Origin of the sequence: Halovibrio salipaludis, from assembly GCF_002286965.1 — a bacterium.
Lineage (GTDB): Bacteria > Pseudomonadota > Gammaproteobacteria > Pseudomonadales > Oleiphilaceae > Halospina > Halospina salipaludis.
Genome location: NZ_NSKD01000010.1, coordinates 13,604 through 26,930, shown reverse-complemented (window position 1 = coordinate 26,930; position 13,327 = coordinate 13,604). Strand labels below are relative to the sequence as shown.

The 13,327-nt window shown below is 60.6% G+C and carries 14 protein-coding genes; 3 read left to right on the top strand and 11 right to left on the bottom strand.

All coding sequences use genetic code 11. The annotated features are described in order from the left end of the window. Positions 1 to 59: 59 nt before the first annotated feature. The 7 genes from CK501_RS15115 to CK501_RS15085 all read right to left on the bottom strand — a co-directional run bounded on the left by CK501_RS15115 (position 60) and on the right by CK501_RS15085 (position 5,873). On the bottom strand, positions 60 to 335 hold the full coding sequence (locus CK501_RS15115; protein WP_143421452.1) for a hypothetical protein: 276 nt from the start codon (positions 333 to 335) through the stop codon (positions 60 to 62). Between the two features lie 136 nt (positions 336 to 471). Beyond that, entirely contained in the window at positions 472 to 1,089 is a 618-nt protein-coding gene (locus CK501_RS15110; RefSeq protein ID WP_095618581.1) for a DUF2231 domain-containing protein, read from the bottom strand. Continuing rightward, positions 1,082 to 1,447: a hypothetical protein gene (locus CK501_RS15105; RefSeq protein ID WP_095618580.1), complete on the bottom strand. Its 366-nt coding sequence runs from the start codon at positions 1,445 to 1,447 to the stop codon at positions 1,082 to 1,084. Before CK501_RS15105 ends, CK501_RS15110 begins: the two co-directional genes overlap by 8 nt. 88 nt (positions 1,448 to 1,535) lie before the next feature. Continuing rightward, positions 1,536 to 2,615 carry an ATP-binding protein gene (locus CK501_RS15100; protein ID WP_233128924.1) on the bottom strand — a complete coding sequence of 360 codons (1,080 nt, stop codon included), beginning with the start codon at positions 2,613 to 2,615 and terminating at the stop codon, positions 1,536 to 1,538. Beyond that, the gene (locus CK501_RS15095) at positions 2,602 to 3,267 is read right to left on the bottom strand and encodes a response regulator transcription factor (protein ID WP_095618578.1); all 666 of its coding nucleotides are present in this window, start codon (positions 3,265 to 3,267) and stop codon (positions 2,602 to 2,604) included. Before CK501_RS15095 ends, CK501_RS15100 begins: the two co-directional genes overlap by 14 nt. Before the next feature lie 9 nt (positions 3,268 to 3,276). After that, the gene (locus CK501_RS15090) at positions 3,277 to 4,053 is read right to left on the bottom strand and encodes a copper resistance protein B (RefSeq protein WP_158223133.1); all 777 of its coding nucleotides are present in this window, start codon (positions 4,051 to 4,053) and stop codon (positions 3,277 to 3,279) included. A 23-nt stretch (positions 4,054 to 4,076) separates the two neighbouring features. Beyond that, entirely contained in the window at positions 4,077 to 5,873 is a 1,797-nt protein-coding gene (locus CK501_RS15085; RefSeq protein ID WP_095618576.1) for a copper resistance system multicopper oxidase, read from the bottom strand. Between the two features lie 256 nt (positions 5,874 to 6,129). Here CK501_RS15085 and CK501_RS15080 point away from each other — a divergent pair, with 256 nt between their 5' ends. From CK501_RS15080 to CK501_RS15070, 3 genes are read left to right on the top strand one after another with little or no spacing between them, the layout of a single operon-like run. Then, positions 6,130 to 7,080, top strand: coding sequence for a cation diffusion facilitator family transporter (locus tag CK501_RS15080; protein WP_095618575.1), 951 nt, complete (start codon positions 6,130 to 6,132; stop codon positions 7,078 to 7,080). Further along, entirely contained in the window at positions 7,080 to 7,994 is a 915-nt protein-coding gene (locus CK501_RS15075; RefSeq protein ID WP_095618574.1) for a DMT family transporter, read from the top strand. Before CK501_RS15080 ends, CK501_RS15075 begins: the two co-directional genes overlap by 1 nt. Continuing rightward, positions 7,979 to 9,118, top strand: coding sequence for a phospholipase D-like domain-containing protein (locus CK501_RS15070; protein ID WP_095618573.1), 1,140 nt, complete (start codon positions 7,979 to 7,981; stop codon positions 9,116 to 9,118). Before CK501_RS15075 ends, CK501_RS15070 begins: the two co-directional genes overlap by 16 nt. Before the next feature lie 95 nt (positions 9,119 to 9,213). On the opposite strand, the gene CK501_RS15065 is transcribed toward CK501_RS15070, so the two are convergent. The 4 genes from CK501_RS15065 to CK501_RS15050 form a co-directional block, all read right to left on the bottom strand. Then, complete coding sequence (locus CK501_RS15065; RefSeq protein ID WP_233128923.1) at positions 9,214 to 10,101, bottom strand: DMT family transporter; 888 nt, start codon at positions 10,099 to 10,101, stop codon at positions 9,214 to 9,216. A gap of 51 nt (positions 10,102 to 10,152) precedes the next feature. Next, positions 10,153 to 10,347 carry a DUF2933 domain-containing protein gene (locus tag CK501_RS15060; RefSeq protein WP_095618571.1) on the bottom strand — a complete coding sequence of 65 codons (195 nt, stop codon included), beginning with the start codon at positions 10,345 to 10,347 and terminating at the stop codon, positions 10,153 to 10,155. A 137-nt stretch (positions 10,348 to 10,484) separates the two neighbouring features. Continuing rightward, complete coding sequence (locus CK501_RS15055; RefSeq protein ID WP_095618570.1) at positions 10,485 to 11,852, bottom strand: NADH-quinone oxidoreductase subunit N; 1,368 nt, start codon at positions 11,850 to 11,852, stop codon at positions 10,485 to 10,487. Beyond that, positions 11,852 to 13,321, bottom strand: coding sequence for a complex I subunit 4 family protein (locus CK501_RS15050; protein ID WP_095618569.1), 1,470 nt, complete (start codon positions 13,319 to 13,321; stop codon positions 11,852 to 11,854). The genes CK501_RS15055 and CK501_RS15050 overlap by 1 nt, the downstream gene beginning before the upstream one ends. Positions 13,322 to 13,327 lie beyond the last annotated feature (6 nt).

Genomic DNA, 13,327 nt, shown 5'->3' with positions numbered 1-13,327 from the left:
CTGACGGGCAAACGATACTTGCCATGCGCACGGGAACTCCGTGCCTATGGCGCTACCGGTTAAGAGGAGTGTGCTCTGGGAGGTTGGAGTTCGGACTCAAGGTCGGTCCGGGGTGGACTGAAAGTATGGCCTGCAATGGGGCGCGAAACCGCTTCAAGGTCGAGCGGGAATGCCAGCGAGAGAGCGCAGGCCACACAGCTCACGCAGCACCCTCTCGCCCCATCCCCGTCAGCGCAGGCGCGTTGCTCGGGCGAGAGGTTCCGGAGTTCGGCGTCGGCGCCTTCGCAGTCCATCTTCTGGTCGGAGTGCATGGTCCCCATCATCAGACCGCCCATCGTCCCCGCTCCGGCGACGACCGGCGACAGGACAAGAGCGATTATCAGAAAGATGCTGAACCATGACTTGTTTGAATGCATGAGCGAAGGTTACCACCCTTTCAACAGGAGCAATATACCCCCTTCAGGGGTAGGGTCAGTGTGCATGATCGTGGCCCTCATGGCCTTCAGGTACTGACTCTTCAGTCTCAGTGCCACCCTGCCCTGAACCCTGCTGCGCATCCTGCGGTTCAGGATCGCTGGATTCTTCAGCCTCTCCCGCTTCAGGGATCGCTGGTGAGCGCTCTGCCCCTGTGTCCTGAACGCCTTTGGGCAGACGCTCAACGCCAAGACCATGACGGTACACGTTCTCCGCCCCGAGATAACCGGTGACCCCAACCGCAGCGGTCCCCACGAGCATTACCGCGGCAAGCAGCACACTGGCACCCCGCGTACGACGACGATCAAGCCACGCGAGCACGGCGGCCAGAGCAAATACCGCGACCGTCACCCAGGCTGCGGTCATATGCCGTTCCATGGCTTGGTGGCCCGGGCCATCATGGGCGACCGAATTGTAGGCCAGATAGCCGGTTACCAGCGTTGGCAAGAGAAGGAAGCACCCAAGGACCAGGTTCCAGCGAGCCGCAGACGTCACATTCTCTCCGGCTCTGCCTGAAAGGATGAGGCCGAGCAAGAAAAAGACTGTGGCCATGCTAAGCAGGGCAATAGGGAAATGGACCCAAACCGGATGCCAATTGGGGATAATCTCAATCAACTTCCTGCCGCTCCATCATCTGTTCCATTGCGCCCTGCATCATATGCATCTGACGCTCCATTCGCTCCATCCGGGTTCCGGTGTCAGCGGGTTTGCCTTCATGTGCACCATGGTCATCCATCGTCTTCATGCTTTTCATATGGGCCTGCATGGCTTCATGGTGCTTCTGCATCAGTTCCCGCCGCCTCTCCGGATCCTCGGTATTACGAATCGCCTCCATGTGCATCTCCATGGCCTGCATGTGCTCACCCTGCGTCATTCCGTTGGAATCGTGGCCATGATCCTGCCGCCTTTCGGCTGCGAAAGTCCCCATTGCTATAAGCGCCCCAAAGACCAACACCAATAGTTGCTTATTCATCAGAACCTCTCCTTTGTCACTGTTTATTTCAAACCCATACAATCACACCAACCTGAATTGAAGCTGACGGAATGTTACCTTCAGTGGGTTACAGAGCCATCACGCTTGGCAGCCGGACCTGAACACAGAGGCCGCCCTGCATCCGAGAGCTGAATACGACATCACCTCCATACCGGGAGACCGTATCCCGAACTATGGCCAACCCCAGACCATGCCCCGGCGCCTGTTCATCCAGGCGCAGCCCACGAGTCCCGAGTCGCTGTAACTGATCCTCCGGAACCCCCTGACCATCATCCGCCACCTGAATCTCAAGCCAGTCCGGCGTCTCGACCAGGCTCAGCAGGACGCGACGTTCCGCCCACTTACCGGCGTTGTCCAACAGGTTGCCGAGCAACTCATTCAGGTCCTGCTCCTCCATCGGCCAGCGCCGGTCTTCACTCAGGTCGGTATCCAGCTCGAAGTCACGCTCCGGGTAGAGACGCCCCAGCATCCAGAGCAGGTCCCTGGCCTGAGTGACCGGGCAGGCACCCCGTCCGGCCTGGGCACCGGCAAAACGACTGCGGCGCATTTCCGCCTCGAGCTGACGATCAATCTCGGAAAGCCGGCGTGCCAGCTGGGCTCTCAGGTCGGCATCAAGCTCTCTCCCGGGGTCTTCCAGAACCTGGCGTACCGCGGCAATCGGTGTCTTAACGCTGTGGGAGAGGTTGGCGAGCGCGTCCCGCGACCGGTCGAGGCGATGCTCCAGGCTTTCCAGTAACCGGTTGAGTTCATCCACCAGCGACTGGAATTCCTCTGGCGCGTCTACGTCCAGCCGCTCACGTTCGCCCTGCTGCAGCGCGCGCAGAGCTGCCTTGAGGCGGTGAACGGAACGCAGCGCAATCCGGATGGCAAACCAGATAGCCGCTGCCAGCAGCGCCAGCAGCAGCACAGACACACCGGCGGTCCACCAGTGCAGCTCCCGCTGCCCCGCATTGAGACTGGCGACGTTATCGGAAGTCATTGTCTCGGGGTGATCGCCCTGGAGATGCGTCTCCACAAAGTTGCTGACCATCCGGTCAAGCAGCATGCCGTGAATCACCCAGGCCGCCCCCATCAGCCCAATCGCGGCAGGGAGAAGCAGGACCAGGAGCATGCCTCTTATCGAGCGGCAGGGATCAATGCGGCGCATGGAACGCATACCCCTGCCCGCGACGGGTCACGATGGTATCATGCCCCACCCGTTTCCGGAGGCGGCGGATATAGGCCTCGATGGCGTTGAGGCTGGGGCTATGATCCAGGCTGTAGACCTGCTCCAGCAATTGCTCCTTCGAAAACAGCTGTCCGGGACGGCTCATGAGACAGCGCAGAAGACGGAATTCGGTCCCGGTCAGGGTTTCTGTTGCCCCGTCCGGTGTTGTGAGCGCCTGACGGTATTCGTCCAGCACGAACCCCCCTACCTGGAGGCGGGTGTCCACACGCCCCTCACTGCGCCGGATCAGCGCCTGGAGCCGCGCAACAAGCTCCTCCACCTGAAACGGTTTCGCCAGGTAGTCATCGGCGCCTGCCTTGAGGCCGCTCACCTTGTCCTGCCAATCCCCTCTGGCGGTCAGGATCATGACCGGAAGGCCGAGTCCGGCGCTCCGCCACCGGCTCAGGAGGTCCAGCCCACTGCCATCCGGCAGGCCGAGGTCCAGCACAACCGCCCGGTAATCCTCCTGAGGGGCAAGGTGCGCCGCGCCCGAAGCAGTGCCGATTGTGTCCACAGTAAATCCTGCTGCCTCAAGCTGTCGGCTCAGGCTGTCACACAGGAGTTGGTCATCCTCTACCAGGAGCAGTCGCATCGGTCTCCATCAGAACCACCAGCGCACACCGGCCACCAGTGATGTCTTCTCCGTGTCCTCACCTTCCGCACGGGTCAGGTCAGCCGTGTCCCCGTACTGGTCCTGCCAGCGCACGCCGATGTAGGGCGCGAATTCCCGGGCCACCTCGTAACGCAGGCGCAGGCCCAGTGTCAGCCCGTTCAGGCCCTCACCCACACCAAACTCACGCACCTCGCTGAACGCGTAGCTGGTTTCCGCCCGGCCCTGCAGGATCAGGCGCTGGGTCAAGAGCCAGTCGTACTCACCCTCGAATTCGGCCACCGCATCGCCATCCTCACTGACGCGAAGGCCTGTGTCCACCTCGAACCAGTAGGGGGCCAGCCCCTGAACGCCGATGACGGCAGAGCCCCGGTTACGATCAGGCCCCGGGCCAAAGGTGGTCTGGTATCCCAGCCCGGCCTTGGCCTGCCAGTAGGAACTGAAACCGTAGCCGTACTGGACGTCAAAGCTCTCCACTTCGCCGCCATCGCCACCCGAGACGAGCGCCTCACCCTCGGAGTCGACCACCAGACGATGGGTATCACCGCCCCACCAGGCCTGCCCCTCCCAGGCAAAGACATCCTCGTCGTCACCAGCCTGGTATTCAAAGCGGTCCATCAGAAGCTGGCCATAGGCCACATCATCATGCACCGGGAGCGACCAGTCCGGCTCTGCCTCTGGGCCCACACCCTGTGCGACAGCGCCGGTTGCCGGCACCATCAGGCCCAGGACGACCAGGGCCGTGGAACGAACGTGTTTAACAGCCATGTTGTTCCTCCTGTACTGCGCACTCATTGAACGGACACCACGCGGAACATCCCCGCCTTCATGTGATAGAGAAGATGGCAGTGGAAAGCCCAGTCACCCTCATGCTCCGGCGTAATCTGTGCCGAGATCATTTCCCCGGGCTTGACCAGCAGGGTGTGCTTGCGGGGCCGGTAGCCATCATTGCCCGTCTCCAGTTCCATCCACATGCCGTGAAGGTGGATGGGGTGATCCATCATGGTGTCGTTGACCAGGATCAGGCGCAGACGCTCGCCGTGGCGGAAAGGAACGGGCCCGTCCACTTCCGAGAACTTCTGCCCGTCGAAGGACCACATGTAACGCTCCATGTTGCCGGTCAGGTGCAGTTCCACCTCGCGCTGGGGTTCGCGCTCATCCGGCCAGGCGTGCAGGCCCCGGAGCTGGTCATAGGTCAGTACCCGGTGCTCCACGTGCTCAAAGCCCACGCCGGGATCATCGAGTCTCGGCCTCGGGTTGCTTGCCACCATGGCGGCACCGGCGCCGTGGTTGTCCGGGCCATGCGAGATCTGGCGATCTGCTATCGGCGGCTGTTTCTCGTCGCCATGCTTCATCCCGTTCATGCCGGCGCTGCCCTCGTGCATACCATCCATTCCTTCCATGGAACCATGGTCCATTCCGCCGTCACCGTGACCGGCCATACCCATGGCCGCCATACCGCGCTCGGTGCGCGGGTAGAGGTCCGGCACCGGCGCCTCCATGCCCTCGCGCACGGCCAGGGTGCCACGGGTGAAGCCGGAGCGGTCCTGGGACTGGGCGAACAGGGTATGGGCCTCGTCCTGCGGCTCAACGATGACGTCGTAAGTCTCGGCCACACCGATGCGGAACTCATCGGTTTCCACCGGTTCGACCTTCTGGCCGTCGGCTTCGACAACCGTCATGGGGAGCCCGGGAATGCGCACATCGAAGATGGACATGGCCGAGGCATTGATCACGCGCAGGCGCACTTTCTCGCCCGGCTCAAAGAGGCCGGTCCAGTTGCCATCCGGCGACAGGCCATTCATCAGGTAGGTGTACTCGGCACCGGTGACATCCAGGATGTCCCTGGGCGTCATGCGCATACGGCCCCACATGCCGGCCTTCTCCCAGGCGGCACTCCATCCCAGGTTGGCCACATCCTCGAAGAAGTCGGCCACCGTGCGCCGGTTGTAGTTGTAGTAGCCTTCGGCCACTTTGAGATTGCGCATGACCTCGGCCGGATCATTGAAGGTCCAGTCGGAAAGCACGATCACGTATTCGCGATCGTACTCGAAGGGCTCCGGCTCCGCCGGATCCACGATCAGGGGTCCGTAATGGCCCAGCTGCTCCTGAAGCCCGGAATGGCTGTGGTACCAGTAGGTCCCGCTCTGGCGTACGGGATAGCGGTACTCAAAGGTCTCCCCGGGGGCGATGCCTGCAAAGCTGACCCCCGGCACACCATCCATTTCAAACGGCAGAAGGATGCCGTGCCAGTGGATGGAGGTAGGCTCATCAAGCTTATTGGTCACCCGGAGCACAGCCTCACGGCCCTCGCGCAGGCGGATCAGCGGAGCCGGCAGAGAGCCGTTGACCGTGATCGGCTGGACGCTTCTGCGCCCGTCGATGGTCAGGGGCGTACGGTCAATGGTCAGCTCATAGATGTCCGTGTTGCCCTCGGTACGGCGTGTAAGCTCCTGGTTACCGGTCAGACCCAGGGCATAGCCGGGCAGCAGGCTGCCCAGGCCGAGCATCAGCCCCATGGATGTCCCGGTTCGGATGATATCCCGACGCGAGAGTGAACGGCGGCCGGGATGCTGATCGTTGTGCATAGTCAAAACTCCCTCATTCCCCCTGACTTTGCTACGGACTGTTGATGTTGAGGTGGGGAGCATTGCACAGGAAGCTGACGTGAAACTGACGAAGTGACGCTGACTGAGCCCTTCGTTCAGTGTCAGCCTCAGTTCAGCTTCAACCGTTAAGTTCAGGAGCCGGATAACAGGCTTGCTACTACCGGAAGCCCCTGATGGCAAGTAAGCGCGTTCTTCAGCTCTATTCATGGTGGAAAGTTAGAAGAGGACAATGGGTATGGATTCAAATCATGGCGGCCACTCAGGGCACGCCGGACACGCAGGCCACATGCCCTCCAGTGGCCGGGGCATGGCTATTTCAGCCTGGCTCACCGGGATCTATTTCATCGTCGAAATGGGCATCGGGCTCTGGACCGGATCCATTGCCGTCATTTCCGATGCCTTCCATACATTCTCCGCTGTGGGTGGCGTTCTGGTAGCCATTCTGGCAGCGCGCCTGGCGCGCCGCCCGGCGGACGAAGACCGCAGTTTCGGTTGGTATCGCGCAGAGATTATCGGGGCACTGGTCAACGGTGGGTTTCTATTGGGCATGGCCCTGATCGTCATCGTCATGGGTGCCTTCCGCCTGGCCGAGCCTATCGAACTGCCGCCAGCCCCCATGCTCTGGGCGGCGGCAGGCGGCCTGGTCACGGAGATCATTTCCCTCAGCCTGATCTGGAAACAGAGCCGCAGCGACCTGAACGTTAAAGGTGCGCTCTGGCACATCATCCAGACCTTTGTCGGCAGCCTGATCATTATCGTCGCCGCCCTGGTCATTCATTTCACTGGCTTCCTGCTGATTGATCCAATTCTGGGCATGGGCTTCGGCTTCGTCCTGCTCTGGGCAAGCTGGGGCGTCCTTCGGGATGCCATGCACCTGCTCATGGAAGGCACCCCGGCGGACCTCAGTCTTGCCGAAGTGGTTCAAGCGCTTGAAGAGCTGGACGGTGTGGCCAATGCCCATCATGTGCATGCCTGGGCGCTCACCAGTGGCCGTTATGTGTTTTCCGGCCACTTGCGCACGAGCAACGGCGCGGATCCGCAGGCAGTGCTTAAATCGGCCCACGACATGCTGAGGTCAAAGTTTGGCTTCTTTTTTGTCACCCTTCAGGTGGAAACCGCCTGCCTGGATGAATCAGGCGCGAAAGACATTGATGTGACCCGCACCAAGGGACACCAGAAATCGTGATGAGAACCGCGCTTCTGCTTCTGTTGATCACGCTGTCCGAAGCAACCATCGGTGTCTTCGTAAAACTCACCGATGGTCGGATCCCGATCCAGACGCTGAATTTCTATGCGCTGACGTTCGCCGCCGTCTTTCTGACGGTGGCCATGCCCCTGACGACAGGTGCCCGCCTGCGTTTTCCAAGGGACAACATGAAGGACACCGCCATCATCGGCCTGCTGATCGCGCTTCAGATCAGCGTCTTCAACTTCGCCATGACGGTTGCTCCCATAGCGAACGTGGTGATTTTCTGGAGCATTGCGCCCTTTTTCACCTTTATCTTTTCCTGGCTGTTTCTGGGCGAGAAGGCCAAAAGGAACTATATCCTGATCTTTGCCCTGGCTATTACTGGCATTGTGCTGGCCAAACCGCTCGAAGGCAGCCACATGCTGGGGAACCTGGTGGCACTGGCGGACGGTGCCGTCTATGCGGCCATGGTGACCTACATGCGTTACGAGGGGAAAACCGAAACAGGCAATGACATTGCCTGGTCCATGTTGGCCGGCGCCATCATTCTGTCGCCCTTTCTCGTCCTGTTCGGCCCCGGCGATATCAATGGGTCCATCCATTACGAACCGCTGGGCATGGACCTGCCGATCATGCTCTGGGCCCTGTGCCTGGGGGTAGTATCCACGGGATTTGCCTACTTCGGTATCTCGATCGTTCTGAAAACCCTGAACGCCAACACCTATGCCCTGGTGGACATCATCGTCTCGCCCGTAGTGGCAGCGACCCTCGGATATCTGATCTTCAGCGAAGTCCCGGCGCAGGGTATGGTCTATGGTGGCGCGTTACTATTGGGAGCGGGCTTCTGGCTAACCCGGGAAATGTCGCGGGGTACAGGCAAACGAGCCGTGCATCCATGTCAGTGCGCGTAAATCACTTCCTTTGGATACCCCACAGGCGTCGACTCTGCACGCCTGTGCTGATGCCGGGAGATGAGCCATTCCAGCTCTTCACTGAAGGCGACCTGTTATACGACGCCATGATCCAGGCTATCGCCGAGGCCCAGGATGAAGTCGCCATGGAAAGCTATATCTTTGCCGAGGACGAAATCGGCTGGCGATTTGCCGAGGTATTGGCTGCGCGGGCACAAGCCGGTGTGCGTGTTCGCCTTCACCTGGACGCCGCCGGCTCGCTGTTCTGGGTGTCACGCCGGCTCGATCATTTTCTGCGCACCAGTGGCATTGAGCTGCGTTGGTTCCACCGTTGGCACTGGTCGCGCCCGTTACACTACAACCAGCGCAATCACCGCAAACTGCTGGTCGTGGACGAACGAAAAGCGTTTCTCGGTGGCTTCAACATTCATCGGGAAAACTCGCAGGAACTATACGGCGAACGCCGCTGGCGCGACACTCACGTCGCAATGACGGGCCCGCTGGTCCGACAGGCCCGAAATGCCTACCAGGCGCTTTGGGAAGACCAGCTTTTCCGCAGCGAACTCGACGCGGAACCGCCCAGCGCAGTTGTACTGCCCAACAAGTCAGCTGACTGCCAGCACCGACTGCACTGTGTCTTCGCCTCCATGTTTGGCTCGGCCAGGCGCCGTATCGAGATGACCACGCCCTATCTCGTTCCCGACGAATGGACCCTCAGGGCCCTGGAGCACGCTGCACGGCGTGGCGTGGCGGTGCGCGTACTGGTACCTCTGAGAAACGACATTGCCCCCATACGCTGGATCGCGCAACGCATCCAGGGGCGCCTGCAGCGTAAGGGCATACGCGTGTTTGGCTATCGACCGCGACTGCTGCACGCCAAGACTCTGACCGTCGACAGTGAATGGGCCAGTGTGGGTACTGCCAACATGGACTATCGCAGCCTGTTCCTGAACCACGAGCTCAATCTTTGCGCAAGGTCACCTTCACTGGCAGCAGCCCTTGAAGGACAATTCGAGACAGATCTCGCAGAAGCAGAGGAACTAGGTGCCAGCTCAGGCCTGCGACTCCCCCTGACTGACCGACTGCTTGCGCTCCTGGCCTGGGCAGCTCGCCGTTGGCTCTAATCCTGAAAGGAGGACATAGGAAATGGAACACTCTGTCTTTTCCTGAGTCGTGCCTGAACAAGCCCTGCTTCAATGAATCAGGAAGACGGCCCCGATTATCCCCTCGGTTCAGGGGCCTTTACAACGATAAACAACCCGACAATCGTGACCGCTATCCCGACCATCTCGACCAGGCTGAATGTCTCATCAAAAGCAAGTATGCCAACAAGGAGGCCAAACGCAGGGGTCAGAAAGGTAAATGAATTAAGCCGGTTCAGGGGAGCACTGGCCAGCAGAATATTCCAGAGCACGACCATTAACGCCGTAGCTGGAACGGCCAGTACGAACAGCGCTGTCGCGAAGGACCAGGTCCAGTCAATATCGACGCTCTCGCCAAAACTCACAGACGCAATAGCCAGAAAGACTGACCCGATAAGAAGCTGAATACCCATCGCCCAATACACGTCATCAGCACTTGCCTGATATTTCAGCAAGACGTTCCCTACTGCTGTTCCTATCGCACCGCCAAGAACATAGAGCGCTCCTATGAATCGGGAGCCACCAAAGTCCATTTCAGGCGTAGCGAGCACCACGACCCCGACAAAGCCGATAAGCAACCCAGCAAATACACGCCCCGTAATGACCTCGTTAATGATAAAGACCGCCAACACTGCCGCAAATAAGGGTTGTGCATTAGCCAGAACTGTCGCAACACCAGGCCCCAATTTGCCGGCCCCAAGAAACATACCGCCAAGTCCCATGCCGGTATAACTGAACCCTATAACCGCCAATACCAGTAACTGCCGAGGTGAATAGTTGACGCGAGCGCCCATATATATTGCGATCAGAACCAGACAAGTGCCCGCCAGGAAGGCGCGCAAAGCAGCAAAAAGCAGCGGCGGTGCGTCTGGCAAGCCCACGACGATAAAGGGGAAACAGATCGCCCAGAGGAATGCGACGAGCACCATCCCGACCACTGTGCGCATTGATAGTGACTGATTCACCAACTGCTCACACCCACGCTTTCTGCCCTGGAACGGTGACCCGGTACCTCATCAGTCATTTCGCTGATCTCCCTCGTTGTTGCCATGGCCACCGTGTCGACCATGCATGAATAGATGTATTAGAGGGCAGGCCAAAAGTATGAGCCAGGGTAAGGCACCAGGAAGATGAACCTTGTACTCACCCCAAAGGAAAAACAGCGCAATAACCGGAAATATCGCCAGTGCAACCTTCAAACGCCCATCCATAACCGTTCCTTTAGTGGGGTATTTTTCGTCAGGCGTAACCTCTTTGTGAGTTGAACACACAAAGCTGAGACAGGGCTGAAACCCACCGGATTTGCGACAATGGACTGGGGGGTGTTACAGCAGTTCCTTCGGGGCGCCTACACCATTGGCTGCCCAAGAAGGGACTGGGCGAACAGGCCAATGATCAGCGTGGCGGAAAGTGTGATCACCACTACGATGACGGGCCATGTGCCTGGTGCAGAGGGCGCTGTCTCGGCCGGCCTGTACATCGGCACAATGATGCGCAGATACACAGAGAGCGACAGCACGCTGTTGATGATCGCCACCACTGCCAGCCAGGTAAGCTGGACATCGATGGCGGCAGCAAAGAGCAGGAACTTGCCGACGAAGCCGGCAAGTGGCGGAATGCCGACCAGCGACAGCAGGAAGATCACCATTGCGATTCCCATCAAAGGCCGCGCGCGCCCCAACCCGCCAAAATCGCTCAGAGTGCGCCCGGTTGCGGCGGTAACGGCGAAAGCGCCGAGGTTCATAGCCGCATAGGCGGCGGCGAACAGAATGATCGATGGCAACGCAAGCTCACTGGCGCCCACCGCCACGATGCCCAGAAGAAAATAGCCGGACTGGGCGATGGAGGAATAGGCCAATAGCCGGACAACATTATCCTGCACCAGCGCAGCGAGATAGCCATAGGTCATGCTCAGCACCGCCAGGCCCGCGAGGACCGCAGTCCAGCCAGATTCCGGGGGCATGGCCCGAACCACCTGCGCCAACGCAAACAGCGCACCAACCTTTGGGACCACGGACAGGTAGGCCGCGATCGACAGGGGCGCACCCTCGTAGGCGTCGGGTGCCCAGAAATGAAATGGAACCAGCGATGCCTTGTAGCCCAGCCCCACGACGACGGCCACGAACCCGAGAATGACCGCCAGCGGCATGGTATCCATGCCCGGAAGATCGGCGAGCAGCGTGGAGCCGGAGGCGCCGAACCAGTACGTCAGGCCGAAAATCATGATCGCAGTGGTGACCGAAGCGAACACGAAGAATTTCATCGCCGCTTCGGTAGCCGGGTCGGTGTCCGGATAGGCAACCAGGGCAAACGTGGCCAGACCGGTCAGCAGCGTACCCAGCACCAGAAACATGGTATCCCCTGCCCCCGCCAGCGCCAGGGCGCCCAGGGTGGCAAAGCACAGCAGGCTGTAGACCGTGCCCTCTCGCGCGGTGTCCGCTACATCCACACGTGCCAGCAGTAGGGAGAACACTGTAGCGGGCAGCAGAACAAGCTTGGCCCAGACACTGAGCCCATCGATCCGGAAGCTGCCTCCGAACACGGTTGTGTCCGTGCCGCCTACCAGGCGCAATGTCAGCCCCGTGGCAACGAGCAGACCGATGACAGCGACGGCCAGCGCCGCCCGGGGCCGACGAAGCATTTCCGCGATCAGCGCGCCGACGGCCGTCAACAGGACGGCGATCTCCGGAATCAGTAATGCGAGGTCACGGGCCATTACAGCACCAACGCCGATGTCGTCCGGTGAATGACGGCCAGCACCCAGGACGGCACCACACCAGTGGCGACGGCGAGCACCAGCAGAGGCACCACGGCAAGCAGTTCCCGCCCACTCAGATCCGGCATGGCATGCCAGCGCTCCCGGGGCTCACCCAGAAAGGTTTCCCGGAGTGCCTTGAGAAAGGTCCCGGCGATAACCGCAATGCCCAGAATCACGACCACCGCGGCGGGAACCGTACCCAGGGTAGCGAGAAATATCTGGAATTCAGCCGGGAAGTGCGCCAGCCCCGGCAGGCCCAGGGAGGCAAAGGCGGCCAGGACAAAGGACCAGCCAAGCAGCGGGACCGTCTTGAGCAGCCCCCCGAACTCGCCCATTTCGCGAGTATGGGCACGATCCTGGATCATGCCCACCAGCAGGAACAGGGCGCCGGTGACCAGGCCGTGACTGAACATCTGCAGCACCGCACCGTCCAGAGCAACAGCACGCACCGAGGGGTCCAGTGTCAGCGCGGCCGCGGCGACAGCGACGATCACGTAGCCCATGTGGTTGACGGAGGTATAGGCAACCAGGCGCTTGAGATCCGTCTGCGCCAGGGCGGCAAAGGCGCCGTAAAGCGCGCTGACGACACCGATGACCAGGACAACGAGGCCGGCCTCGTGGAAAGCCTCGGGGGTCATCTGCAGGGCGAACCGAACGAGGCCGTAAGTGCCAAACTTCAGCATGATCCCCGCCAGGATGACACTGCCAATAGTCGGTGCCTGAACATGGGCGGCGGGCAGCCAGGTGTGCAACGGCACAGCAGGAATCTTGACCGCGAAGGTGACCAGCATGGCGACCAGCGCCCACATGGCTGCCGCCCCTTCCAGTGGTGGGTTGGCGATCCAGGCTCGCATGTCGAAGCTGGGCTCGGGGGTACCCAGGTAAAGCCCCAGGATGGCAAGTAACAGCGGCAGGCTGCCCAGCAGCGTGTAGATGAAGAACATCAGGGCTGCACGCTGGCGATCCTCATGCCCCCACCCGGCGATCATGAAATACATTGATACCAGTGAGACTTCGAAGAAGACATAGAACAGAATCCCGTCGAGGGCGGTAAAGGTTCCGATTGCCGTGGTCTCCAGCAGCAGGGCCAGGGCCACGTACGCGCGCGGGCGATCGCGAAGGGACGACGCGTAGATGAACGAAACCAGGAACAGCACGGCACTCAGCAGCACCAGCGGCAGGCTGATGCCATCAACCCCGACCCGGTAGGCGGCGCCGATGGCCGGCATCCACTCCAGCTCTTCGACCTGGGAGAAGCCCGCCCCACTCACCCCCTGAAACCACATGGCCAGAGCGCCGACCAGCGTCAGGGCGGCACTGGCGATCGCTATGCCGTGCACCGTCCGCGCCGCCGGTTTCGGCAAACACAGAATCAGCAGCGCGCCGGCGAGTGGCAGGAACAGGGTAAGAGAGACAAGTGGCAGCATGGGTAC